Raw genomic sequence first — 25,612 nt, forward strand, 5'->3', positions numbered from 1 at the left:
GTCTGAGTAGCAAAAGGACTGGTTTGACTTGGAAAACTTCGGCAGCAGAACACTTCTCGAATTAGGGCTGGAGCTGGCCAAATCGTCTCTGATGTCACACGATTTTGCCATCCAGTCTGTGATCCGGCAGGCAGCAAAGCGTTTGCGGGCAGATCGCTCTTACCTGTTTTTGATTGACCAGGCGACGGAGACACTTTCCAACACCCATGAATGGTGCAGGCCCGGTGTACCCCCGCAGAGGGAGAGAGTGCAATCCTTGTCACTGGCACATTTTCCATGGCTGCGGGAAGAACTCTACAGGCAGAACGTCATTCACATTCAGGATGTGGATGACCTCGATGAATCTGCAATGGCGGAGAAAGCTGAGTTCAAGTCTCAACGTATTCGTTCCATGATTATGGTCCCTCTGAGAGCTCAAGGGGGGGTGATCGGCTTTTTCGGGTTTGATTCGGTCGGGGATCTGTTCCATTTGCCGCCAATCCTGAGCGCTGAGTTGTCCCAGCTTGGCGTATTAATGAGTGCGGCGGTGCACCGATATCTGTGTCATCAGCAGTCCGTGAAACTGCAACGCAGTATCGATTCGTTCTCCACCCAGTTCCCCGGCATCGTCTTTCAATTTCGCCTTTATCCCGATGGCAGGATGCGATTTCCTTACGTCAGTTCTGCCGTCGCGTCGATGTTCGGCCGTGATCCGGAAAAACTGGGCCGGGACGGTCGCCCGCTTCTGAACCATGCTGTCGAGGAGGACAGGTCCAGACTGTTTTCACAGATTCAGAGATCAGCCAAGACTCTGAGTGCCTTCACCGAAAACGTCAGAGCTATGACGTTGGACGGCAGCGAGATATGGATTGAAGTCAGAGCTGTACCCCAGCGTTTGGCGGACGAAAGCATCCTGTGGCATGGCTATTTCCACGATTTCACCGAAAAGAAGAAGAGCTCTCTGGTGATTGAGCAGCAGAACCGGCGTAACCAGGCGGTTCTGGACAACATAGCGGACGGCGTAATCACAGCCGACAGCCAGGGGCGCATTCAGACGTTTAATCTGGCCGCTGAGTCGATTTTTGGCTATCCGGCCCATCAGGTCATCGGAAAGGACGTCGGCATGTTGATGCCGGTCAGGGTGCGTTCCCGTCAGCTCGCCTTGCTCTCTGAGTTGCAGGGTAAGGAGCCATCGTCGGGTCGCCGCGAGATGGTGGGAGTCACCTGGCAGGGACGCGAGTTTCCGGCTGAAGTCAAGCTTTCCCGGGTGTTGGATGAGGACGGTGAGCGTTTCATTGGTATCTTTTCGGACATATCGGAACGGAAATCATCGGAGAGGGAAATTGAGCGTCTCGCTTTTTATGATTCCTTGACCGGACTACCCAATCGTCGTCTGCTTCGTGACCGACTTTCACAGGCATTGGCGTCGAGCAGCCGCTATCGGACTCATGGCGCGCTTGTTTTTATCGATCTCGACAACTTCAAGACGATTAATGATTCCGCCGGCCATGTTCAGGGTGACAACCTGCTGCGCCAGGTCGCAGAGCGTTTGACCGATACCGTCAGGGAATGGGATACGGTTGCCCGACTCGGAGGGGATGAATTTGTTCTCATTCTGAAAGGCTTTGCGGAAGATCCGCAACGGGCCGCTGCACAGGCCAGGAAGGTCTGTGAAAAAGTCCGGAGCGCGCTCATTGAACCATACAGGTTGGGGGATAGCTTCTACTCGGGCACCCCGAGCTGTGGTGTCACTTTGTTCTTTGATCATGAAGTCAGTCTGGAGGAGTTATTGCAGCAGGCTGATATGGCAATGTTTCGTGCGAAGGATGATGGCAAGAATCGCGTTCGTTTCTTCGATGCCGCCATGCAGGATGCCGTCAATTCGCGCATGTCGCTTGAATCTGATCTCCGGGAGGCTGTGCGAACTGAACAGTTTACTCTTCACTATCAATTGCAGTATGACCAGAACTCGATGCCCTATGGGGCCGAGGCACTGCTCCGTTGGCACAGCGATGCCAGGGGTTATGTTTCGCCTGCCGAGTTTATTCCCGCGGCAGAAGAGCTGGGCTTGATCGAGCCCATCGGCGAGTGGGTTTTGAAAACCGCGTGCAAGCAGCTGGTCAGCTGGGAGCGCCGGGGAAAGCCATTCAGCGACCTGACGCTCTCGGTTAATGTGAGTGCAAAGCAGTTTCACCAGCCCGACTTCCTGGATACGGTGATCTCAACCATTCGGGAATCCGGTGTGCGGGCCAGCCGATTGAAGCTGGAGCTTACGGAAAGTGCGTTAGCCTTTGATCTTCAGACTGTCGAGGATACCCTGCAATCTCTCCGTAATGTCGGCGTTAAAGTCTCGTTGGATGACTTTGGTACCGGGTATTCGTCTTTGGGTTACCTCAAGCGTTTGCCACTGGATGAACTTAAAATTGACCAGGGCTTCGTTCGAGACATTCTGGATAACGGTAATGATGCGGCAATTGCCAAAATGATCATCAGTCTGGCTGGTGCGATGAAGCTGGCGGTTATCGCCGAGGGCGTTGAAACCCCCGGGCAAAGAGATCTTTTGGCGACCATGGGCTGTAGCAGGTATCAGGGTTATTTATTTGCACGCCCCCTGCCAGGGGACCATTTGGTGCGGCATTTGATGGCTGAGTGTTGAGGCTGCGTGGGAATCATGGCGCTTCTTTCCGGGACAGGATAGAATTTGTTGGCAGATAACAATTAGCGAGCAAACAATCTATCAAGGTAACTTCCTATGGCCATTTGGACCCGTACTCCACAGCTTGAGCAACTGGCTGAGTCCAGCCGTAACACAGCGGTTTCCCACATGGGAATCGAGTATGTGGAAATTGGTGATGATTACGTCAAGGGGCGGATGCCAGTTGATGAACGGACGGTTCAGCCCTTCGGCATTCTCCATGGCGGCGCCTCGGTTGTACTGGCGGAGACGCTGGGTAGTATGGCGGCCAATTGTTGCCTGAAGGATCCGAATACCGTTGCCGTAGGGCTCGATATTAATGCCAACCACATCCGACCGATCAGTAAAGGGTGGGTCTACGGTACGGCAAAAGCCATCCACATTGGCAGTTCGACCCAGGTCTGGGAAATTCGGCTGGAAAACGAAGAAGGCAAAACCACCTGCATTTCAAGGCTGACTATGGCAGTCACTTCAATGCCGCGCTAGACCCTGGTGGCGGGGTGAAGATGGATCAGATCCCTGCCCTGCTTTTTGGACTGATACATGGCTTCATCGGCCCGGGACAGAAGGCTCTCGAGGCGGGCATCCTGCTCATTCAGCGTGGCGATGCCAAAGCTGGCGGTAAAAGGGATGGCGTTCTCACGGTAGGCGATGGTGGCTTTCCGGAATAAAAGGGATAGCCGTTGGGCCATTTCTGTTGCTTCAGTACTCCCGGTATCGGGCAGCAGAATGGCAAATTCCTCACCACCGATGCGGGCCGCGATATCGGATTCCCGTCCTTTTTCTCTCAGCAGTTCGCCAACCCGCCGAAGTACGGCATCGCCAGCTTCATGGCCGTGACCGTCATTGATCAGTTTGAAGTGGTCAAGGTCGAACATGATGGTCGACAGTGATGTACCCTGGCGTCTCGCCTGATGCATTGCCTGCTGGCCAAACTGGAAAAAAGCGCGCCGGTTATGCAATCCGGTGAGTTCGTCTGTCATGGCCGCGGCTTCGGCTTTCTCCTGGGCGGCCTTCAGAGCCAGCTCCATCTGCTTGCGTTCGGTAATATCGGTGGCAATCTCCATGCGAACCAGACGACCGTCGGTCCAGCGAATAGCCTGGTCCCGGCACTGATACCAGCGTTGGTCGACCGTATTCTGGAACTCCCAGACATGCGGAGCGTTCGGTTCGCCTTTCTCATTCAGCAGCAGGTGATTGGTGCAGAAGCTGCAGGGGCCGTCCCCATTTTGGAGCGCACGCCAACATTTTTTGCCGTCAAAAGCGCCCCAGATGTTGCGACCGTAGGCATTCATGTAAAGCAGTTCGTAGGTGTCGAAAGTGGAGACGTAAACCAGGGCGTCCAGGTTGTCCAGAATAGCTGTTAGCCCCTCTGCGTATGAGGGAGTCGTTTCTCCACCGGAGATTGTCGCGGTGGAAATGATATTGGGGCTGCTTCCAGAGGTCATCCGTGTATTAAATCCGGTGCTTGTTTTCTGATCAGTATACCAGTCAGTCCCGGTTTGTAATGGTCGTAATTGTATCTGTCTGGGTATTTACGGAGAAATCAGAGAGATAACATACCTCTTACTAGTGCGGCCGTGCCTGCGAGCGCTGCAATGGCGAGAATGATGGGGCGAAGGCCTTCAAAGGGCATGCGGTGGACCAGCTTTCCTGATAGCCAGAAGCCGACCAGAACGCCCGGCAGGGTGACGGCAAACAGTCTCAGCTCCCGCATACCGAGGTAACCCGATAGCAGCAACGCCGTCAGGCTGAATACGCTGGCAACCAGAAAAAACGCGGACATATTGGCGCGCACCAGCGGGCCTTTTTCATTCTGGTAGATCATGGCGATCGGCGGGCCGCCCACTGCGGTAATGGTCCCCATATAGGTGGAGGCAGCGCCGGCGATAATGCTGTTGCGGGCATTAAGGGCGGGTTTCAGTCCTCCGATACTGAGTGCAACGCCAGCCAGGATCAAAGCCCCGAACATCAGCTCAAACCCTTTGGTTGAAACCACCAGCAGGGTCAGCGCTGCCAGCACTGCGCCTGCAACGCCGCCACCGACTGCAAATCTCACTTCCCGGAGCCGCAGTGCCCCCCGGTTTCGTAAGAGCATCAGGATCGTAAGGATAATGGCGTTCAGCACCAGAGGCCCGGGGAGCAGCAATGGACTGATCAGAAACAGAAGCGGGGCCGATAGTGTGCCGATTCCATAACCGGCAACGCCCTGCAAGCAGGCACCAGCAAGGATCGCCAGGTTGGCGAGAAGAATCTGTACGAGTGAGATATCCGTCAAAAGTCACCGCCTGAGTTGGGGCGTGGAGAAGCGTGATGCGGGGCGAGGTCGGTTTGATGCTGATACACTGGCGGCCCCGATTATGATCGAAACGGCTGACGATTGATGACAACGGAACTTGATGATTCCCGTCCCTGCCCATGCAATAGGGTAAGACGTTACCGCGAGTGTTGCGAGCCTTTCCATCAGGGTAACCCGGCACCATCCCCGGAAACCCTGATGCGCTCAAGGTATGCGGCATTTGTGCTTGGGCTATCCGGTTATCTGCTGGCGACCTGGCATGCCAAAACACGGCCCGATGAGCTGGATCTCGACGGAACGCCCGCGTGGACAATGCTGCAGATACTGAGCAGCGGTGAACAGGGTGACAAAGGCCAGGTCCACTTTCGCGCCATCTATCGCACCGGCAACGGTTGGGGATACCTGGAAGAGGTGTCCGAGTTCTGTCGTGAGGGTGGTCGTTGGTATTACCTGAGTGGCAATACCAGCGAGGGCGCCCTCAAACCGGGCCGAAATGAGCCTTGCCCGTGCGGGAGTGGCCGGAAATACAAAGCCTGCTGTCTTTAGGGAGATCCTGTTCCGGGCGCAGCTACTCGAAAGAGGGAAGTTCGGGTTTAACCACGGGTTTGCCGGCCTCTTGCCAGGCGTCAAAGCCGCCGGTGATGGACTGTACATGGACATAGCCCATGTCTTTGAGGGCTTTGGCGCTCAGCGCGGCCCGACCGGACGTCTTGCAGTAGCAGACAATATTCATGTCGCGATTTTCGAACGCGGGATCATTGGTGAACTTGAACTCCAGCATGCCCCGGGAGACATTAACGGCGCCAGGGATGTGCCCGGTTCGGTATTCATCGGCATCTCGGACGTCGAGTAGCAGATCCGCACTCTTGATCGCGTCCTCCGCCTTATCAAGCGGAACTTCCTGAATTTCTTTTTTTGCGGCTTCGACGAGGTCATGGGCTGTTTTCATGGTGCCTCCTGGGCTGGGTATTGATGATCTTTCCTGTCATAACCTTATTCCATTTCGAGTGGGTCGTCATCATAGGATGCTCAGGGTAGGCTGCCGAGCGCCAGGATCCTGGTCCGGAGGGCGGCTTTCTCGTCCTTCAGCGAATTGGTAATGTGGCTCGCAGCCTTGCCGAAGGCCCTCGGGGCGTGGCTACGGTAGTCGTCAATCAGGCGAATCTGAACACACAGATCCTGGAACTGGCCATAAAGTTCCTGACGGGATTTGATCTCTTTTAAAGCGGGTTTCCAGGCCGCCTGGTCCAGTTCCATCAGGTAGCGCAGGCGTTTCAGTTGTTTGCGCAATCGGTGGATGTCGTTATCGGGGGAATGGTGCATCAGTTCTGCGGTGCGCCGGTTGAAATCCCGGATTTTCTCTTCCACGGCTGTCCGTATTTCAAAAGCTCCAAGATGTTTCGAAAGCTTGTGCAGTTTCCTGGAATGAATCAGGTCCTCCCATACCGCTACGCTCTTCTCATAACGCTTACCCGAAAGGCGTCTTGAAAGTCGTTTCTGTTCTTTGGCGGCTTCCGCAGAGAAGTAGTGGTGCAGTGATTGCTGTAATGGCTCGTCGTCGTGGCACAGAGCCGGGAGATCGCTGAGCAATACGTGCAGATCCCGCAGGTGACTGGTTGCCTGTGCGTGGCGCTTGAGTTGTGGAATGGACGGCGACAGCAAACGGTTTCCACTGACATCCTGAAAGGCCTCGGCCATGGCACGGCTGCGCCGGATAGCAATCCGGTACTGATGCAAAAACTCGGGGTCCAGCCCCTGAATTACGCCCGCTTCCAGCTGCCGCAAGAGGCTGAGCTGATGCTGGAGCGCTGCCGGCAATTCCGTGTCTTTTCCCTGCTTCTTCAGTTTGCGGGCGAAATGGGCATAGCTGTAATCGGCCGGAGTGAGGAATCTCTCGAGTTTGCCCTTGTGCCGGGCGACCTGCCGCCAGTGGTCAATGGGCAGCTTTATATGGATAAACGCTGCCGTAGGCAGGTGTGCGGGAGGGTGCTTCAGAAGCCAGGAGGCAAGCTCCAGCAAAGCAGGGTTATGGCCGACCAGTGCAATCCGGTCACCTTGGCTCTGACTCTCCAGCCAGCGAACAAGCCGATGCCAGTCAAAGGTGTAGAGGTCGGCCATTGTGGCTATCCGTTCTGCCGGGATGTCAGGTGGAACAATACCCTCCAGCGTAGACATGGCGCGGGTTGCATCGCTTGCGCGGACCAGGCCGTCAAAGGCCCCTTCCCGTGCCAGGGCATTTCCCAGAGGTGCCAATTGGCTTTGTCCACGAGGGTTCAACGGGCGCTCTCTGTCACTGAGCTGCTCATCGGCCCAGCTCGATTTTGCGTGGCGGATCAGGAACAGGTGTTTCATTGTGCTACCTTGGTACTGGTACTTTAGTCGTAATCGCCTCTCAAGAAGTCATGGCGTTTGCCGATAGACTATCTGTCTGAATATAAAGAACTCATGACAATGAGTCGCCAGGGTCGGCAAGCCGGAAGACGAGCGATTGTATGCGTGTATTAACAAACTGGAACAGCTCGGCCCGGTTGTCTATGGATAATGTTGGTTCAAATACCCATAACAACCATTCCTGAGGGCTCTTCAACATGAATTTCCTGACTCGACTGCGCATAAGGACCCGACTCTTGGTTGCGGTGCTGGTGCCCGTCCTGATAACCGCAGCCACCATTGCCTGGATTACGATTGGCCAGATTCAGGCGAATGGCGAGATGGAGCTGAAGCGTCTCGAGGCGAGCCTGCTGGAAGCCCGGAAAACCGGGCTGAAGAACCTTGTTGATGCCGCCAAAGCGGTGGTTCTGGAAGCCAAAGCGGACTCCTCACTTTCCGAAGACGAGGCCAAGGCAGAGGCCGCGTCGCGCTTGCGCTCCATCCGTTTTGACAAGACCAACTACGTTTTTGCCTACACGCGGGATGTCTACAATCTGGCCTATGCACCGGATCCCTCGAAAGAAGGGCCCACGGCTAACCCGGTTGTTCGCAAGCTGGTGGGAAATCTGTTCAAAGCGGCCGGCTCCGATGGTTATTTCGCCTATGAATGGGTGAACCCGGCTTCCGGTAACGATGAACCCAAGGTTTCCTATTCCACCACCATCCCGGGTTGGGACTGGATGATTGGCGCTGGTGTCTACGTGACGGACATCGAAAAGCAGGTTGCTGCGGCGCGCGCGGACATTGAGGCACAGACCGCCTCAACCCTCGGTTTCGTTTTTGTTGTCACCGCGGTTGTTGTAGTGGTTTCACTGCTGATTGGCGTTGTTGTCGGTCGCACCGTCACCAAACCACTGAAAAATGTCAGCGATATGATGCAAGAGATTGCCGCTGGCGAGGGCGATCTGCGTCAACGTCTCCCGGAAGAGGGAACCGATGAATTGTCCGAACTTGGCCGCCGCTTCAACGCCTTCGTGGTCAAGATCCAGAACACCATCCGTGAAGTGGGCTCGACAACGGATCAGGTGGCCTCGGCTGCTGAAGAGTTGAGCCGGGTGGCCAACGAAACCCGCTCGTCGGTTCAGGAACAGGGCACCGAAACGGATCAGATTGCCTCTGCCATCAACGAAATGGCGGCCACGATCCAACAGATTTCCGGCAATGCCAATGAAGTTGAGGGCGCTGCCTCTGATGCAGACCGAGTGGCTCGGGAAGGTGGAGCGACCATCACCAGTGCCCAGGCGGCGGTGAACAAGCTGTCCGAGGAGATCCAGGACAGTGCCAGCAGCATTGATGCCCTGGCTGAGAAATCCAATGACATCCAGCAGGTTCTGGATGTTATCCATGCCGTCACGGAACAAACCAATCTGTTGGCGCTCAATGCGGCCATTGAGGCGGCCCGGGCAGGGGAACATGGTCGAGGTTTCTCGGTGGTTGCCGATGAGGTTCGGCAGCTGGCAAAGAGAAGCGCTGAGTCCGCTGACCAGATCCGAGAGATGATTGATGGTTTTGTTGCCGAGTCACGGGCGGCTGTGGAGCGGATGAACAACTCCCGTGATCGCTCCTCCGAGACCGTTGAGCGCATCAATCACGCCACCAGTGCGCTGGGTACGATCGAGACATCGGTTGGCCAGATTCACGATCAGGTGACCCAGATCGCGACGGCAGCGGAACAGCAGAGCCAGGTGGCAGAGGAAATTAATCAGAACGTGGTGCGGATCGTCGACGCTGCCCAGCGCAGTGACACCGGTGTCACCCAGACCAACGAAGCCAGCCAGGAACTGGCACGGTTGGGTGAGAGCCTCAGAGAGCTGGTCGCGCAGTTCAAGGTCTGATTACGACCGCCGGTTACGGTTCATTTGCTCCCTTAGCCGGCGGGAGCGTCTGGCCCGGGCAATGAGGCTGGTGAGCAGGTAATCCTGCTCGCATGGCTTCGTAATGAAGTCATCCCCTCCCAGCGCAGTGCCGATCACTTTCTGATCCGGACTGGATTCTGTGGTCAGAAATACAATGGGCACCGCGTCAAACTGCCAGTCCTGGCGAAGTACGGAGGCCAGCTCGCTGCCGGATATTTCCGGCATCAACATGTCCAGCATGATCACGTCTGGGTCGAACTCGTGCGCTGCTTCCAGGGTTTCGAAGGGATCGCTGACCGAGCGTACCTTCAAGCCAGCATGTTCCAGCGTCAGCCTGTTTGCTTCCAGCACACTCTCCTCATCGTCCACCATCAGTACCCGGAGCGCCGGAGAGTCTTTCCGCTGGACATGCTCATCGGCAAGCTGAAGCAGATCCTCCCGCGAGATCGGCTTAGTCAGATACTGGGTCGCGCCCGCTCTCAGTGCCGCCAGTCGCGATTTCATGTCGCTTTGTGCCGACAGAAATGCCACGGGTGGCAGGCGCCCGAGCTTTTGTGACAGGAAGTGGATAATGCGGGTGCCGGCCGAGACATCATTGCCAAAATGGACGTCCATGATAATCAGGTCCGGTCTGGGCAGGACCTCGAAGGTGTCGCCATAGACCGAGGCAGACATGAACAGCTCCGTATCAAAACCGGCATCCCTGAGCCACGATAGCATCTGATCGGCATCTGGCTCATTGTCCTCAACGAGATGAATCTTGCCGGTTCCGCGTCCCGGCAGTGTCGGGACATCCGAAGAGGTACCGACATCCCCCTGACGCATACTCTGGACCAGCTGCAGCATGGTGTCCCGCTGTAAGACCGGATCCGTGGACGAGTGGTCGAACCAGCGGTCGATGATGGATTGCAGCTTTTGGGCTTCCTCCGATATTCGCCCCAGGCCCAGGGTGCCCGCCGATCCGGCAAGCGAATGTGCCTCCTGATAGACGAGGTTGAGCTGGGACTGAACGTTAGCGTTATCCTCCCGGTAAAAACCATCCACCGGTATGGCGAAAACCAGGCTTTCCAGCCGGTCGAGCTTTTCCGGTAGCTTTTCCAGGTATCGTGTACGAAGCGTGTCCAGTTGCTCTCGATATGTCTCTTGAGAGTCTTTGTTGTCCATGTGCACGGTCCTGTTCGTCAGACAACAAGAAAGAGTCCTATTTACCCATAGAACATAGTGCAACACCGTGGGCTAAGCCAGTATGTATTCACCCTCTTGGCTTGCAGGGGAGTGGCAAGCTAGTATGAGTGCGCTTTAGCGCTAACCCGAATGAAATAACAACCTGATAAATGGTGCCAACAATGATGACTCGTCTGTTCAGAGTGGCAGTGGCGACCCTGGCATTTTCCGTCAGTTCGCTCAGCCTGGCAGCTGACAACTTTACTTTGCGCCTTGCGCAGACCTGGGGACCTAATTCGCCGATTCTCGGTGAGACTGTTCAGCACATGGCCGATATGGCCGAGACCATGTCTAATGGTCGCCTGAAGATCCGCATCGATGCGTCCAACAAGCACAAAGCGCCTTTCGGAATTTTCGACATGGTGCGTAACGGCCAGTACGACATGGGCCACACCGCGTCCTATTATTACAAGGGCACGATTCCGAACGCCATGTACTTCACCACCGTCCCGTTTGGCATGACCGCGCCGGAGCAGTACGCCTGGTTCTACTATGGCGACGGCATGGAGCTGATGCAGAAGGTCTATAAACCTTTCGGCTTGCTGTCCTTCCCTGGTGGCAACACCGGCAACCAGATGGGTGGCTGGTTCCGCAAGGAGATCAATTCCGTGGATGATCTCAAGGGCCTTAAAATGCGGACGCCCGGGTTTGCCGGGGAGGTCATGTCCGAGCTGGGTGTGGCCGTCACCAACCTGCCTCCCGGAGAGCTGTATACCGCCCTGGAACGGAACACGATCGATGCCCTGGAATGGGTTGGCCCAGCATTGGATTTCCCGATGGGCTTCCATCAGATTGCCAAGTATTACTATTCCGGCTGGCAGGAGCCAGGTGCCGAGGTGCAGTTTTTGGTAAACGAGAAGACCTGGAACAAGCTGCCTGCGGACCTGCAGGAGATCCTCCGGGTGGCCATGCGCACAGCCGCGTATGATATGTACATCCAGAGCACCCACGAGAGTGGTGTGGCCTGGGCGAACATGAAGGAAGAATATCCGGACGTCACCCACAAAGTGTTCCCGCCGGAAGTCATCGAGGCTCTGCGCGCAGCTACTCACAAATTGCTGGAACAGGAAGCTCAAAAAGACGAGCTGGCACGGGAAATCATTACCTCCCAGCGTGACTACCTCAAACAGGTTCGCCAGTGGACCAATATTTCCGATAAGGCCTATCTCGACAGTGTTGCCGGTCAGTAACCGGTTGACCTGAACCATTGCCTGTAAAAGGGCGCAAGAACAAGAGGCGTCAGGATAATCCGAATCCTGGCGCCTCTTTTTGTTTGCGGATGTTTCTGGAAAAATAGCCACCTTATCCATCGGGCAGGGCCTATGAACCAGACACTGCTTTCTCTGCGAGCACTATCCAAACAGTTTGATGGCAAATCCGTTCTGGATTCGCTGGATCTCGATATCTATGACGGCGAGTTCCTGACCTTGTTGGGACCGTCCGGGTGCGGGAAGACCACGCTGCTGCGGCTGATGGCGGGGTTTGAACACCCCGATAAAGGGTCGATCACACTGGCCGGTGACGATCTGACGAATACGGCACCCGAGCATCGCCCCCTCAATACCGTGTTTCAGAATTACGCGTTGTTCCCGCATATGTCGGTGTTCGACAACGTGGCCTACGGCCTGAAGATGGAGAAACGGCCAAAAGAGGAAATCCGGCAGCGCGTGGATGAGGCGCTGGCGATGGTGCAGTTGGAAGAGTATGCCGGGCGGAAGCCCCATCAGCTCTCTGGTGGTCAGCAGCAGCGAGTCGCTATTGCCCGGGCGGTGGTGAAACGGCCGAAGGTGCTGTTACTGGATGAGCCATTATCCGCCCTGGACTACAAACTGCGCCGCACCATGCAGGTGGAGCTGAAGCGACTCCAGCGGGAGCTGGGGATCACGTTCATCTTTGTGACCCACGACCAGGAAGAAGCGCTTTCCATGTCCGATCGTGTGGTGGTTCTCAAAGAGGGTGTCATTCAGCAGCTCGGGACGCCGAGGGAAGTTTACGAGCGCCCCGCCAACCTGTTTACCGCCCGCTTTGTGGGCGAAACGAATTTCTTTCCGGGGCGCGTCGATGGCGCTGACGGTGAAGACACGATTTCCGTGAATGTGCTCGGCCTCAAGCGCAGTTTCCGAAAACCGGATTTTCAGGTTGCTGAGGGGCAGGAACTTCACGTTCTGCTGCGCCCGGAGGATATACGGGTACTGGCACCGGAGAGTACTGACGGAGTGCCGGGCAAGGTCGTCGAGCGCAACTACAAGGGCAGCACCCTGGATTCGGTGATTCATCTGGAGGATGGCACCGAAGTTCTGGCTTCCGAGTTTTTTGACGAAGACGATCCGGCGTTTGACTATCGCCTGGGCGAACCGGTGAGAGTGAGCTGGGTTGATGGCTGGGAGTGGTTGCTGCCCCAGGAAAACGGATTAGCACAGGGCGCCATCGCGGATGCATAATCTGATGCAGCAACCGTTCCGGACGGCGGTGCTGGTGTTGGTCTGGGGCTGGCTGCTGTTCCTGGTGCTGGCCCCGAACCTGCTGGTGGTCGGTGCCAGTGTCATGACCCGCAGCCCCGGAACCTTCATCTCGCTGCCCCTGACGCTGGATGCCTATCGCCAGCTGTTTGATCCGTTGTATCTGGAGGTCTTCCTGCACTCCCTGTACATGGCGGCGATGACCACCATGGTGTGCCTGCTGATCGGCTATCCCTTTGCCTGGTCTCTGTCGAAAATGGGCAAGCAGAGGCAGGTGTTGCTGGTCTTTCTGCTGATCGTGCCTTTCTGGACCAATTCCCTGGTGCGCACCTATGCGCTGAAACTGATTCTGGCGACGAACGGGCTGCTGAACAGTGCCCTGATGTCACTGGGCTGGATTGATGAGCCGATACAGATGCTCTACACCGAAGGGGCGGTCATTGTTGGTCTGGTGTACCTGCTGTTGCCGTTCATGATTCTGCCACTGTATTCGGTCTTCGAGGATCTCCGTGAGGATCTGCTGCGGGCCTCCCACGATCTGGGGGCGGGGCGCTGGTCCACCTTTATCCACGTGATTGTGCCATTGACCCTGCCGGGCGTACTGGCCGGCGTGATGCTCGTGCTGTTGCCGGCAATGGGGCTGTTCTTTGTGCCGGATATTCTCGGTGGCTCCCGCAATCTGCTCGTCGGTAACGTCATCAAGAACCAGTTTCTCGACGCCCGTAACTGGCCGTTCGGCGCCGCTGCCAGTATCGTTCTGACCCTGGCCATGGCCTTTCTCATGTTTGCTCACCGCCTGAGCAAGCGTCGGATCGGGGAGCACGGTGTATGAACCGCTGGCTGCCCCGGACCTACCTCACCCTGGTGTACCTGCTGCTTTATGTCCCGATTGCGGTGCTGGTGGTGTTTTCCTTCAATGAATCACGCACGGGCTACGACTGGGGCGGGCTGAGCCTGCGCTGGTACGAAGCCCTGTTTAATAACCGGGCCATGGTCAAGGCCATGTGGAACTCCTTGTGGCTGGCGCTTTCGGCGGCCACGATCTCCACGCTGATCGGGGCGCTAACCGCGTTGGCTCTGCATCGCTATCGCTTCCGCGGCAAGCAGGTGCTTAATGGCATGCTGTTTGTAGTGATGATGTCTCCGGAAATTGTCCTGGCGATCTCCTTGCTGGCGTTGTTCCTACTGGTGGGTATGCAGTTGGGATACGTATCGCTGTTGCTCGCTCACGTGACCTTCTGCCTGCCGTTTGTGGTTATTACGGTGACTGCCCGTTTGAGTGGTTTTGACGAACGACTTCCCGAGGCGGCTCGGGACCTTGGCGCCAGCGATTTCGTAATGACTCGTACCGTGCTCATTCCGGTCATCATGCCCGCATTGCTGGCGGGCTGGTTGCTGGGGTTTACACTGTCTCTGGATGACGTGGTGGTGAGTACGTTTGTCAGTGGTCCAAGCTATGAAATCCTGCCTTTGCGGATCTATTCCATGGTCCGGGTGGGGCTGAAGCCCGAAGTGAATGCCCTGGGCGCGCTGTTACTGGTGTTCTCACTGGTGATGTTGATCTTGTCTCAATGGATACTGTTAAGGAGTCGACGATGAAGAAACTGGCACTGGCCGGCCTGCTTGCTGTGGGCCTGACTGGCTGCAGTTCCGAAGAGCCGCAGGTTCTGAACCTGTATAACTGGTCCGAGTACATGCCGCAGGAGGTGCTCGACCGGTTCACGGAGGAAACCGGTATCCAGGTGGTCTACACCACTTACGACAGCAACGAGGCTATGTATGCGCGCCTCAAACTGCTGGATGACAGCGCGGCTTACGATCTCGCCGTCCCGTCTACCTATTACGTCAGCAAGATGCGCCAGGAAGATCTGCTGATGCCCATTGACCGCGCCAAGATCGAGGGCTTTGACCAACTGGATCCGGACCTGGTGAACCTGGATATCGACCGGGATAACCAGTACAGCGTGCCCTACCTGTGGGGCACCACCGGGCTGGCAGTAGACACCGCTGATGTTGAGGGCGAGGTGACCGCCTGGGCAGATCTCTGGGATGACCGCTTTGACGGCCGTGTCATGCTGACCAACGACATGCGGGAGGTATTCCACGTGGGCCTGCGGGTGCTGGGATATTCCGGAAACAGCACCAACCCGGAGGAAATCGAGCAGGCCTATGAAAAATTGCAGGAGCTGATGCCGTCGGTTCGCACCTTTAACTCCGATGCGCCGCGGATGCCCTACCTGGAAGGCGAGACGGACGTTGGCATGATCTGGAACGGCGAGGCCGTGATGGGGCGGGACACGTTGCCAACGCTGGAGTATGTCTATCCGGAAGAAGGCATCATCGCGTGGCTGGACAGCTTCGTGATTCCGAAAAATGCCAAGAATCCGGACGCGGCTCACAAGTTCATCAGCTTCGTACTCAAACCAGAGATTTCTGCGCTGATCAGCGAAGAAATCGGTTACGCCACGCCGAATCTGGCCGCTCGCGAATTGCTGGATGACGCCGTTGCCAGCGACCGGGCGAGTTATCCGACACCGGAGGATATGGTCAACGCCGAGTTCCAGACCGACATTGGCGATGACGCGTTGCAGGTGTATGCGAAATACTGGGAAATGCTGAAGTCGGGCCAGTAATGACGGCGTATTGAATAAGCAGACCCAGAAAACGGAGGCCTCGGTCTCCGTTTTTTTTGGCTCCAGGTTTCACATAACTGAAATACTTGGTCTATACCTTCCTGATAATAAATGGTTAGCAAACTCCCGAACCCGGAATTTTCACTCTCCATAGTCAAGGAAGCGTTATGAAAAGGTTGGATCGCAAGACACGGAAACATGCACTGATGTTGTCGCTCGCCCTGGTCACTGGCGGGTTTGCCGGTGGGGCCATGGCGGAAGAGCTACGCCTGATAACGTGGGGAGGGTATGCGCCCGACGACGTGGTGGCGCAGTTTGAGAAGGAAACCGGGATCGATGTGAAGGTCACCCTGTCGAATAATGAAGACATGATTTCCAAGCTGCGAGCCACCGGCGGTGCCGGTTTTGATCTGGCCCAGCCAAGTCAGGACCGTATCGTGGGTGTCCAGCGTCAGTTCAATATATACAAGCCCATCGACTTCAGCCGGGTGAACACAGAGCAACTGCAGCCATCCATGGTCAAGGCCACCAAAGACTCCACCGAGTTGAGTGGCAAGCATTATGGTGTGCCGGCGGTATGGGGAACCAGTGGTCTTATCGTTCACAACTCTGTCGCAGACAGCGTCAAGGACTACACCGACCTGTGTGATCCGGCGGTGGCCGGTGAGGTGAGTTATCGCCTCAAGCGTCCGACCCTGATTGGCTTCGGGTTTGCGCTGGGGCTGGACCCATTCTCAGCCTACAACGATCGTGATCGATATGATTCCATCCTGGCGCAGGTTGAGGACAAGCTGATTGACTGTAAAGCGAATGTGAAAACCTACTGGACCGGCGGTGATCAGTTGCTGGCGCTGCTGCGCACCGGTGAGGTAAAGGCAGCGATGGCCTGGGATGCCGGCGGGTGGAAACTGAACGCCGAAAATCCGGAGATCCGGTTTGTGGCCCCTGAATCGGGAGCGCTGGGATGGATCGATACCTTCGCGATCCCCCGTCGGAGCGAGAACGAAGAAGCCGCGTACAAGTGGATCAATTTCGTGATGCAGCCGGAGATCGCCGCCAAGATCACCAATGCCTCCGGGAATTTTACCGCATCGAAAGGCGCAGACGAGTTCGTTCGTGCTGAACTGGCCGATGCCTACCGGGCCAGTTTCAACGACGAGGCCATCAACAACATCAAATGGTATCCACCGGTACCTCCGGGGCTGGAAACCGTCGAAGGCCAGGTGCTTGATCGGGTCCAGGCAGCCAACTGACCCCTATGACATCCCACTCTGACCTGTCCTGCACCGGACTGGTCCGCCGCTTTTCCGGGCATACTGCGGTGGACCACGTCTCCCTGGACGTGCCTGCGGGCACGTTCTTCTCGATTCTTGGCCCTTCCGGGTGCGGCAAGACGACCTTGTTGCGTCTGCTGGCGGGCTTTGACAAGCCTGATGAGGGCGACATCCACATCCGCGGACAGCGAATGAATGATGTACCGCCCAACCACCGGCCGGTCAACATGGTGTTCCAGCATCTGGCCCTGTTTCCCACGATGTCGGTGGGTGAGAATATCGGTTACGGGCTGAAACGCCAGAAAGTTCCTGCCGCCGAGCGGCAGAAGCGCATTGTCCAAGTGCTTGAGCAGGTGGGTCTGCCAGACCTGGCCGGGCGCAACCCGCAACAGTTGTCGGGTGGTCAGCGACAGCGTGTTGCCCTTGCTCGTTGTCTGGTATTGAAGCCGACACTGTTGCTGCTCGATGAGCCTCTGGGGGCTCTGGATCTGAAGCTGCGTGAGCAGATGAAGGTGGAGCTGAAACACCTTCAGAAAGCCTTTGGCACGACCTTTGTCTACATTACCCATGATCAGTCAGAAGCGATGGTCATGTCAGATCAGGTCGCCGTGATGCGAAACGGTCGCTTTGATCAGGTGGCTCCGCCAGAGGTCCTGTATCGGCAACCGGAAACACCCTTCGTTGCCGGGTTCGTGGGCGACAATAATCGCCTCCGGGGTGATCTTGTGTCGGTGGAGGGGGAACTGGCGGATATTCGCCTTGATGACGGCTCGCGAGTACGAGGACGCATTGCCTGCGAAGGGCTCGAGCCAGGAAGTCGGGTAGACCTTTTCGTTCGCCCCGAGTCGCTGGTGTTGGCCGGTGAGGCCATCAATCCGGGCTATACCGGTATGGATGCGCGAATCAGAACAACACTGTTCGATGGTGCCAACAGCCGTGTAGAAGCAGAAGCAGCGGGCCAGACCGTGTATGCCAGGCTGCCCCAGGATGGTTCGGCTCCGCGCCTTGGCGAGAACGCGGCGGTTCGGCTGGCCTGGGATCCGATCCTGGCCCGGGTGTTTGAGGCCGCGACCTGATGATGAAGGATTCCGCCAGTCGACTGTCCCTGTGGTTGTTGCTCACGCCCTTTCTGCTCTGGATTCTGCTCCTGGTACTGGTGCCTCACCTCCAGATGCTGAGGGTTTCCTTCCAGGTTCGTGAAAGCTGGGACACGCTGGTCTGGGGCTTTGATCAGTATCAGAACTTCTTTACCGAGTCCTACTATTGGCGAACCTTTGTGCGCACCGGGGTGATGTCCCTGTTTACCACCTTCCTGACCCTGATTATTGCGTTTCCCATCGCCTGGTATATCGCCCGGCTGGCACGGGGCAGGGCCCGCGGGCTGTTGTTTCTGGCATGCCTGATACCCTTCTGGGCCAGTGAGCTGGTAAGAACCTATGGCTGGATGATCCTGCTGCGGGAGAGTGGGCTGATCAGTTCCTGGTTGCAGTTGCTGGGTTTGGCGGATGCGCCGGTGGAGATGCTGTATAACGATGTCGCTGTCATCATCGGCCTGGTCTACAACGGTCTGCTCTTTATGGTGGTGCCGCTGGTGACCACCCTCGACGGTATGGATGAAAACCTCGTTGAGGCGGGCTATGACCTTGGAGGAGGGCACCTGACGGTCATGAGGGAGGTGGTTGTCCCCTGGGCCATGCCAGGCATTGTCTCCGGCTGTATCGTGGTGTTCATGTTGACCCTGGGCAGCTACCTGACGCCCATTCTGATGGGGGGCAAGGACAGTGCCTGGTTCACCCAACAGATCTTTACCCAGTTCATAACCCGCTTCAACTGGGAGCAGGGTGCTGCGCTTGGCGTGTTGTTGTTGTTCCTGTCATCCGTGATCGTCTGGATCGGACTGCGGCTCTCGGGCCAGTCGCTGCGCAAGGTGATGGGGTAAGCCATGATCCGTTCCGTGCCTCGTTCCCGCTGGTTTGACGCTATTTACCTGCTCTATCTGGTGGCCTTCTTTGTTTATCTGGCATTGCCTCTTATCGTGACTGGCGTGTTCGCCTTCAATGACGCGCCTTTCCCCTCGTTGCCATGGAAAGGGTTTACCCTGGATTGGTACCTGGCCGACGGAACTGGGGGGCGCACCGGGTTGTTCCATGATGACGGTCTGTTGTCCGCGCTCTGGGTCAGTGTCCAGATCGCTTTCTGGGTAACCCTGGTGAGCGTCTCATTGGGGTGCGTGAATGCGGTGTTGTTTGAGCGCCTGAATTTCCGTGGCAAGGAGCTTCTTTACCTGTTGATGTTGCTGCCGCTAGTCATACCGGGGGTTATTCTCGGTGTGTCGATCCTGGTTTTTTACAGCGGCATGGCCAATGATGCGTCCCGGCTATGGGGTATAGAGCTGGATCTGTTTCGGCCGGGAATGACTCTGGTGGTGATGGGGCAGGTCGCCTTTATTGCTACGCTCAGCACCCTGGTGATTGCCGCCAGGTTGCGAAAGTTTGACCGCCAATTGGAGGAGGCGGCTCTGAATCTCGGTGCTACGCCATTGATGGCGTGGTTTACTGTGACGTTGCCCTGGTTGATGCCGTCAATCTTCGGGGCCGGCGCCATGGCGTTTCTTATGTCGTTCGAGAACTTCAATACCACGGTGATGCTGACCGGTAGCGACACCCCGTTGACGGTGGCCTTGTTCAACCGCTTGAGAGAGGGGTCAACCCCGGTTCTTAACGCGGTGGCGCTATTCCTGATGGTGGGGTCTGCGCTGCTGGCCATGGTCGCTATGAGGCGGTCGGATCGGGGCTGATGGCAACAGAAATCCCGGTAGTTTTGAAAAAATGGTAGCTCAGCTACAACTTCAATGAACTATACTCTGTGCGGAGTTCATCTTTATTCTGTCCAGCTCGTCGGGTAGCGCCAGTGCATCGTGTTTTTCGTACCGTGACGGTTTTCGTCATGCTCTTTCTCGTTCTCCCTTCGCTCGCGCACGGCATGCCGGTGCCGGTACAGGACGGCTGGGAATACCGATGGGGCGACTCACCGTTTTCCGAGTCGGGCGTGCCAGAGTGGACTCAGACCGCAGAGCCGGAGCGTTGGAGCGCGATTGGTTTCCCCTCCAATCCGCCAGGTCGTAAGGGCCGGGAAAATGTCTGGTACCGGGTTGCCCTGCCCGATGGAGAGTTCCAGAGCCCGGTCCTCTACATTTACAGCGTCGACATCATCTTCGAGGTCTACCTTGATGGTGACAAGATCTATCACTACGGCACTTTTGATGAGCAGGGTAAAGGACGGTTTGAGGGCTGGCCCTGGCATGCAATCCCGCTGCCTGAGGGATATGAGAGCAAGACCATCTACTTTCGCGTCTTTTCCGATTACACGGATATCGGGCTATGGGGCGAAGTGTCGCTCATGGATAAGCCAGAACTGGTGCTGTATGTCCTCGGCAATTCCATGGAATCGTTGGTTGTTGCCGGTTTTTCCTCGCTGATCGCACTGCTGGCGCTGGTGTTTGCCGCGCTTCAAACCGAGAAGAAATCGTTTTTCAGTATTGCGCTGTTTACCCTGGCCTCCTCGGTCATGCTGGTGTCCGAAAGTCAGGCCAGCCTGTTGATGTGGTATGAACCGCTGCTCTGGGATTATCTCGCGGCCGGGTCGTACTACATGGTGCCGGTGGCGATGGCGCTATTGCTGGAACAGTGGTTGGCAAATAACCGGCCCTGGCTAATCAACCTGGTCTGGAAGGTGCACCTGATTTACCTGCTGGGAGCGATAGGGCTGGCCCTGGCTGGAGCCGTGGACCTGTCTTCGACATTCCCGCCGTTTGATGCGCTCTTCCTGGGCTCGCTGCTGGTGTTTGGCGGAGTGGCTACCCTGCGTTTCCGACACCTACAGCGCGAACAACAGATCCTGATGCTGGCTTATGGGGTCTTCAGCCTGTTTCTGATTGCAGATATGGCCGTTGCCCATAGCATTCTGCCCTGGGGCCGGGTGCCTGTGAGTTACGGCATGCTGCTCTTCTCGATGACCGTGGTTGCTATCTCCCTCTGGCATTACGCCGGTACCCAGCAAGCGCTGAAACGTATGAACCTCTCTCTTGAGCAGAAGGTGGCAGAACGAACAGCCCGAGCGGAATCCCTGGCCCGTCGTGAGCAGGTACGGGTGAGAATGCTGACGTTCGAGAATGAGAAAAGTCGGATCCTGGGTGATGTAATCGCCGACCTCCAGGACTGTCTTGGGCTTGGTCAGGCTTTCCTGTTGCTGGCCCGCATGATGCCGGAGTTGTGCAGCCCGCTGCGGGGTGCGTTCTACCGGCGGGTGTCCGACGACCGATACGAACGAGCATCGGACTGGGGTATCGGCAGCAAGTCCAGAAGCATGCCTCTGGTTCTGGACGCCACGACGGGCCTGCCTTCGCCGACGCATATGCCCACGCGATTCAGGGCGGACAGGAAAAGCGGTGACGGGGAAGTCACCGATGCCCCCATGTGCTTCTGGATCAATGTTGAATCGGCTGGCGAAGGGATCGTGACGGAAGGGATTCTTCTGCTTGAGCGCGACAGTGCACTTAACACCGGAGAGGGTGAGTATGGTTCTGCACGGCTCTTCGCGTCGCTGGAGCAGTCGATACAGCGTGTAGCCATCACGCTCTCCAGTATCGCCTTACGGGAAGAGCTGCAGAAGTTCTCCTATGAAGATGCCTTGACCGGTTTGAAAAACCGTCGCTACTTCGACCAGCTTTTCAAGCATGAATGCCTGGTCGCCCAGCGAAAGGAATTGCCCCTGTCACTGCTGGTGCTGGATATCGATCACTTCAAGCGGTTTAACGACAGCCACGGCCATGAAGCGGGCGATCGGGCGCTGCAACTGGTCGCCTCGGTTCTGCAGTCCCAGTTCCGGGAGAGCGACATTGTCTGTCGGTATGGCGGCGAGGAGTTCGTCGTCATCATGCCTGGCGCGCTAATGGCCGATGCCAGAGAGCGAGCAGTGGATTTCTGTGATGCGATCCGTGCTGAGAATGTGGTGTACCGCGGCGAAACGCTAGGCCATCTGACCATGTCTGTTGGCATTGCTTCATGGCCGGAGTATGTCGAAGAGCCTTCTCAGCTCCTGAATTTCGCGGATCAGGCCCTGTACCGGGCGAAGGAACAGGGCCGTGACAGAGTTGAGTATTACAGCGACTCAGACAACCAGCACCGGACACTTGGCGTTTGACGCTACCCGGTGCGAGACACTTCCCAGAAACATGCCGTCCTTGTCGCTGTTCGTGCCTTTGGTACCCACCACAATCAGGTCGGCTTCCTTGTCCTGGGCAAATTTTATGATTACGCGGGAAGGTTTACCCGCTTTCACAAAACCCCGTACCTTGGTTGCACCGTGCTCTTTGGCGAGTTCCTTGGCATGGTTGACCACGCCCTTGGCGTAGTCTGACAATACCTTGTCGGGAATGTCCATGTCATCGGGCCGACCAATCGACAGGGACGCCTCGAACAGGCTGTGATGCTTGTAGACGCACAGAATATAGATCTCCGCCTCCGGCATCAGCTTTTGCAGGTCGATTGCTTTGTCCAGCGCCTTCAGGGAGGTTTTGGAGCCATCGACGGCGGCCAGTATCCTCTTGAACATAGGTTTTCTCCTTAAAATCCGGTGACCATCAGTCTCTGAAGGCTATATCACGCAGGAACAGTGCAATGTCCGGGAAGGCAATAATCAACCCGGCAGCCGCAACCAGCATGAAAATAAACGGTGGTGTGCCGCGAATCACTTCCATGTAGGGCCGTTTGAATATCGCAATGGCGGTAAATATGTCACAGCCGAACGGTGGTGTCGCAGAACCTATGGCGACCTGCAGTGTAATCAGAACACCCACGAGAACCGGATCCAGGCCGGTGGCTTCGATGGCCGGTGCGAAAATAGGCGTCAGCACCAGAATGACGACAATCGGGTCAACAAACATACAGGCGATGAAGAAGGCCACACAAATCGCGATCAGCACGCCAACAGGCCCGGCTTCATTAACACCAACAGCTTCCAGAATGGTTTGTGGAATCTGGGCGAAGGAGATAATCCAGGAAAAACCATTGCCGACACCGACGAGTATGAAGACAACCGCTGTGATCAGGCCGGTGGATTTGGCAATCTTGTAAACGTCGCCAAGCTTGAGTGATCGGAAAACCACGAATTCCAGAAGGAAGGCGTACAGCACACAGACCGCCGCTGCCTCGGTTGGGCTGAAAATGCCGCCGTATATACCGCCAACGATAATAACCGGGAAGAACAGCGGCCACAGGGCGTCACGAATCGAAACCATGCGTTGGCCCCAGGTGGCTTTGTCTTCGGTGGGGACGTTGTTCTTGTAGGCATAGATCAGGCAGTAAATCGAGAACATGAGCAGGATCAATAGCCCGGGACCGATGCCGGCGATGAAGAGCTCGGCGATGGAGGTCTCGGAGATAACCCCGTAAATGATCATGCCGATACTGGGCGGGATCAGGAACGCGATATCACTGGAGTTAATAATCAGCGCCAGCGTAAATGGATCCGAATAGCCCGCCTTCAGCATTTTGGGTCTGAGCGGGGAGCCAACGGCCACAACCGTTGCCTGTGTGGAGCCGGAAACCGCGCCGAACAGTGTACAGGAAGCTGCGGTGCTGATTGCCAGCCCGCCCTTCACGTGGCCGATGAACGACATGACCATGTTGATCAGGCGGTCAGCGGACTGGCCCCGGGTCATGATATCGGCAGCCAGAATAAACATGGGAACGGCAATCAGCGAGGCAGGCCGGATGCCCCCCATCATCTGTTGCACAAACGTGCCCATCTGGCCGAAGCCATCAAACATCATTACAAAACCGACCACCGCGCCGGCGATCAGCGGAACCATCATCGGGAAGCCCAGCAGCAACAGCCCGATCATGATCGCCATCATTATAGTTGCCATGATTCTCTATCCTTTGTCAGTGCAGCTGCAGGGGATCAGACTTCAGACTCGGTATCCGAGTAGCCGTCGATGACGCCCGTCGACAGATATACATCCTTGCTTGTGAAGTTCTTGATTGCGGTAAGGAAATACTGGATGCCGGTGATGGCGAAACCGACCGGTGCCCAGATGTAGATCCACCAGATCTCGAAACCCAGAGCCGGGAGAATGCGCCCTCGACTGTACAGCGTCTCGATGTAGCCATAGGAGTGGTAGCAAAGGAAGAACATCACCACGGAGGTCACCAGGGCGATGAAAATCATCAGAACCTTTCGGCCTTTAACCGGTATCGCGTCATACACGGCGGACATCCGGATGTGTCTGCCATGCCGTGCGGCGTAGCCGATGCCAGCAAAGGTAATAAGAATAATGAGGATACGATTGATCTCTCCGGAGAAGAACAAGCCTTCACCGAAAACAAAACGTGCGATCACGTTCACACAGGTGTTGATGGCCATCAGCAAGACGCCAGCAGCCAGCATGACCGCTTCCACTTTGCTGATAAACACATCGATGGTTCCCAGAAACCCGGGCAAGCCGGACTCATAGGTACCGGTATCGTCTTCTATCTCCGGGGCATTCTCGGACATGGGGTCTGCTCCAGCGCGTGCGCTCCCTGCCGGTGGGCAATCCCCGGCGGGGCGGGGTTATACAGAAAACCGCCGGCATCGAGGCCGGCGGCTGTTTTCGGGTTCAGATTATTCCTTCTGAACTTTTTCCAGGTCTTTCTTGAACTGCTTCAGCAGTTTTTCACCGCCTTTGCCGGTCATTTCAATGAACTTTTCCTCTACCTGGGGCGCGCGGGCCTTGAAGGCAGCGATCTGTTCATCGTTCAGGCGGGTAACGGTGACTTCGTCTGAGGCTTCTTCGATTTTCGTGAGGGCTTCCTCAGCCAGACCGTCGATGTGCACAATGATTTTTTCGAAGGCGTAGTCTGCAGCGTCCTGAACCAGCTTCTTGTCTTCCTGGGACAGACCGTCATAGAAGTTCTGGTTGGCCATCATTGCCGTTGTGAACCAGCCGTGGCTGGTGAAAACCAGGTTCGGGGACACTTCATACAGGCCGCCGGACTCGATCCAGAAGATCGGGTTTTCCTGACCCTGAATCATGTTGGTCTGCAACGCGCCGTAAACCTCACCCCAAGGCAGCGGGGTCGGGGTTGCGCCGAACGCCGCGTAGGTTTCGGACAGCAGCGGGTTGGTCATTACCCGGATCTTCTTGTTGGCAAAATCTTCAGGCTTGGTGACCGGCTCGTCGACGGTCACAACCATTTCCCCTTCCGGATACATCTTCAGCAGTTCAAGGCCCTTATCCGAGTAGAGCTTGGGGAAATCCTTGTTAATCGCCTTACTCTCACGGAAGAACTTGATCACCGTATCCATGTCGGTCGGCATCAGGTAGGGAATGAAGAAAATCTGGGCTTCCGGAATCAGGGAGCCGGTAAAACCGGGGGACTGGTTGACGAAGTTCAGGATGCCCGCCTGGGTCTGCTCCATGATGTCGTCGGACTCACCCAGCTCACCAAAACGATAGATCTGCAGGGTGTGGTCGGAATTGTCTTCGATGTATTCCTTGAACTTGTATGCGAATACGTCCTGTACGTCGCCTTCATACTCCTCGTGGGCGTAGCGCCAGTTGTCAGCGCTAGCGGAGTTTACGGCAGTCATAGCCGCGAAAGCGAACGCTGAAATTCCGGCCAGTTTTCTGAATTTACTCATGCTACTCATCGGGTTTTCTCCGTTCGTTTTCTCGTTTTTCTAATGAAATTTATTGTTACATTAATAAAGACTGGCAAA

The 25,612-nt window shown here is 56.3% G+C and carries 23 protein-coding genes; 14 read left to right on the forward strand and 9 right to left on the reverse strand.

Annotation, left to right across the window (positions count from 1 at the left end; translation table 11 throughout):
* Positions 1 to 28: 28 nt before the first annotated feature.
* Positions 29 to 2,635 (forward strand): bifunctional diguanylate cyclase/phosphodiesterase, encoded by a 2,607-nt coding sequence (locus D777_RS15365; protein ID WP_051669139.1) that lies wholly within the window; start codon positions 29 to 31, stop codon positions 2,633 to 2,635.
* A 96-nt stretch (positions 2,636 to 2,731) separates the two neighbouring features.
* Positions 2,732 to 3,160 (forward strand): hotdog fold thioesterase, encoded by a 429-nt coding sequence (locus D777_RS15370; RefSeq protein ID WP_036133979.1) that lies wholly within the window; start codon positions 2,732 to 2,734, stop codon positions 3,158 to 3,160.
* Here the strand turns inward: D777_RS15370 and D777_RS15375 are convergent.
* Together D777_RS15375 and D777_RS15380 are read right to left on the reverse strand one after the other, a co-directional pair.
* Positions 3,157 to 4,122 carry a GGDEF domain-containing protein gene (locus D777_RS15375; protein ID WP_036133981.1) on the reverse strand — a complete coding sequence of 322 codons (966 nt, stop codon included), beginning with the start codon at positions 4,120 to 4,122 and terminating at the stop codon, positions 3,157 to 3,159. The genes D777_RS15370 and D777_RS15375 overlap by 4 nt on opposite strands.
* A gap of 98 nt (positions 4,123 to 4,220) precedes the next feature.
* On the reverse strand, positions 4,221 to 4,952 hold the full coding sequence (locus D777_RS15380) for a TSUP family transporter (RefSeq protein WP_036133983.1): 732 nt from the start codon (positions 4,950 to 4,952) through the stop codon (positions 4,221 to 4,223).
* A gap of 105 nt (positions 4,953 to 5,057) precedes the next feature.
* On the opposite strand from D777_RS15380, the gene D777_RS15385 reads away from it, so the two are divergent.
* Positions 5,058 to 5,519 (forward strand): YchJ family protein, encoded by a 462-nt coding sequence (locus tag D777_RS15385; protein ID WP_264673453.1) that lies wholly within the window; start codon positions 5,058 to 5,060, stop codon positions 5,517 to 5,519.
* A 22-nt stretch (positions 5,520 to 5,541) separates the two neighbouring features.
* On the opposite strand, the gene D777_RS15390 is transcribed toward D777_RS15385, so the two are convergent.
* Both D777_RS15390 and D777_RS15395 read right to left on the reverse strand, forming a co-directional pair.
* The gene (locus tag D777_RS15390; RefSeq protein WP_036133987.1) at positions 5,542 to 5,922 is read right to left on the reverse strand and encodes a rhodanese-like domain-containing protein; all 381 of its coding nucleotides are present in this window, start codon (positions 5,920 to 5,922) and stop codon (positions 5,542 to 5,544) included.
* An 80-nt stretch (positions 5,923 to 6,002) separates the two neighbouring features.
* The gene (locus D777_RS15395; protein WP_036133989.1) at positions 6,003 to 7,325 is read right to left on the reverse strand and encodes a CHAD domain-containing protein; all 1,323 of its coding nucleotides are present in this window, start codon (positions 7,323 to 7,325) and stop codon (positions 6,003 to 6,005) included.
* 236 nt (positions 7,326 to 7,561) lie between these two features.
* Between D777_RS15395 and D777_RS15400 the strand changes: the two genes are divergently transcribed.
* Positions 7,562 to 9,238 carry a methyl-accepting chemotaxis protein gene (locus tag D777_RS15400; RefSeq protein ID WP_036133991.1) on the forward strand — a complete coding sequence of 559 codons (1,677 nt, stop codon included), beginning with the start codon at positions 7,562 to 7,564 and terminating at the stop codon, positions 9,236 to 9,238.
* On the opposite strand, the gene D777_RS15405 is transcribed toward D777_RS15400, so the two are convergent.
* Positions 9,239 to 10,423: a response regulator gene (locus D777_RS15405; protein WP_036133993.1), complete on the reverse strand. Its 1,185-nt coding sequence runs from the start codon at positions 10,421 to 10,423 to the stop codon at positions 9,239 to 9,241.
* A 185-nt stretch (positions 10,424 to 10,608) separates the two neighbouring features.
* Here D777_RS15405 and D777_RS15410 point away from each other — a divergent pair, with 185 nt between their 5' ends.
* The 10 genes from D777_RS15410 to D777_RS15455 all read left to right on the forward strand — a co-directional run bounded on the left by D777_RS15410 (position 10,609) and on the right by D777_RS15455 (position 22,051).
* Entirely contained in the window at positions 10,609 to 11,673 is a 1,065-nt protein-coding gene (locus D777_RS15410; protein ID WP_036134455.1) for a TRAP transporter substrate-binding protein, read from the forward strand.
* A 132-nt stretch (positions 11,674 to 11,805) separates the two neighbouring features.
* Entirely contained in the window at positions 11,806 to 12,924 is a 1,119-nt protein-coding gene (gene potA / locus D777_RS15415) for a spermidine/putrescine ABC transporter ATP-binding protein PotA (RefSeq protein ID WP_051669140.1), read from the forward strand.
* On the forward strand, positions 12,917 to 13,774 hold the full coding sequence (potB, locus tag D777_RS15420; RefSeq protein ID WP_036133997.1) for a spermidine/putrescine ABC transporter permease PotB: 858 nt from the start codon (positions 12,917 to 12,919) through the stop codon (positions 13,772 to 13,774). The genes potA and potB overlap by 8 nt, the downstream gene beginning before the upstream one ends.
* On the forward strand, positions 13,771 to 14,541 hold the full coding sequence (gene potC, locus D777_RS15425) for a spermidine/putrescine ABC transporter permease PotC (RefSeq protein ID WP_036133999.1): 771 nt from the start codon (positions 13,771 to 13,773) through the stop codon (positions 14,539 to 14,541). Before potB ends, potC begins: the two co-directional genes overlap by 4 nt.
* Positions 14,538 to 15,575: an extracellular solute-binding protein gene (locus D777_RS15430; RefSeq protein ID WP_036134001.1), complete on the forward strand. Its 1,038-nt coding sequence runs from the start codon at positions 14,538 to 14,540 to the stop codon at positions 15,573 to 15,575. Before potC ends, D777_RS15430 begins: the two co-directional genes overlap by 4 nt.
* Positions 15,576 to 15,742: 167 nt before the next feature.
* The gene (locus D777_RS15435) at positions 15,743 to 16,828 is read left to right on the forward strand and encodes an extracellular solute-binding protein (RefSeq protein WP_036134004.1); all 1,086 of its coding nucleotides are present in this window, start codon (positions 15,743 to 15,745) and stop codon (positions 16,826 to 16,828) included.
* 5 nt (positions 16,829 to 16,833) lie between these two features.
* Entirely contained in the window at positions 16,834 to 17,925 is a 1,092-nt protein-coding gene (locus D777_RS15440; RefSeq protein ID WP_036134006.1) for an ABC transporter ATP-binding protein, read from the forward strand.
* Positions 17,925 to 18,788, forward strand: coding sequence for an ABC transporter permease (locus D777_RS15445; protein ID WP_227501797.1), 864 nt, complete (start codon positions 17,925 to 17,927; stop codon positions 18,786 to 18,788). The genes D777_RS15440 and D777_RS15445 overlap by 1 nt, the downstream gene beginning before the upstream one ends.
* Positions 18,789 to 18,791: 3 nt before the next feature.
* Positions 18,792 to 19,646: an ABC transporter permease gene (locus tag D777_RS15450; protein WP_036134008.1), complete on the forward strand. Its 855-nt coding sequence runs from the start codon at positions 18,792 to 18,794 to the stop codon at positions 19,644 to 19,646.
* A 149-nt stretch (positions 19,647 to 19,795) separates the two neighbouring features.
* On the forward strand, positions 19,796 to 22,051 hold the full coding sequence (locus tag D777_RS15455; RefSeq protein WP_051669141.1) for a GGDEF domain-containing protein: 2,256 nt from the start codon (positions 19,796 to 19,798) through the stop codon (positions 22,049 to 22,051).
* On the opposite strand, the gene D777_RS15460 is transcribed toward D777_RS15455, so the two are convergent.
* From D777_RS15460 to D777_RS15475, 4 genes are all read right to left on the reverse strand, one after another.
* Positions 22,019 to 22,462, reverse strand: coding sequence for a universal stress protein (locus tag D777_RS15460; RefSeq protein WP_036134009.1), 444 nt, complete (start codon positions 22,460 to 22,462; stop codon positions 22,019 to 22,021). The genes D777_RS15455 and D777_RS15460 overlap by 33 nt on opposite strands.
* Positions 22,463 to 22,490: 28 nt before the next feature.
* On the reverse strand, positions 22,491 to 23,777 hold the full coding sequence (locus D777_RS15465) for a TRAP transporter large permease (protein ID WP_036134010.1): 1,287 nt from the start codon (positions 23,775 to 23,777) through the stop codon (positions 22,491 to 22,493).
* 35 nt (positions 23,778 to 23,812) lie between these two features.
* Complete coding sequence (locus tag D777_RS15470) at positions 23,813 to 24,406, reverse strand: TRAP transporter small permease (RefSeq protein WP_036134012.1); 594 nt, start codon at positions 24,404 to 24,406, stop codon at positions 23,813 to 23,815.
* 108 nt (positions 24,407 to 24,514) lie between these two features.
* The gene (locus D777_RS15475; protein ID WP_036134015.1) at positions 24,515 to 25,543 is read right to left on the reverse strand and encodes a TRAP transporter substrate-binding protein; all 1,029 of its coding nucleotides are present in this window, start codon (positions 25,541 to 25,543) and stop codon (positions 24,515 to 24,517) included.
* Positions 25,544 to 25,612: the final 69 nt, after the last annotated feature.

It is taken from the genome of Marinobacter nitratireducens (genome assembly GCF_000708045.1).
Lineage (GTDB): Bacteria > Pseudomonadota > Gammaproteobacteria > Pseudomonadales > Oleiphilaceae > Marinobacter > Marinobacter nitratireducens.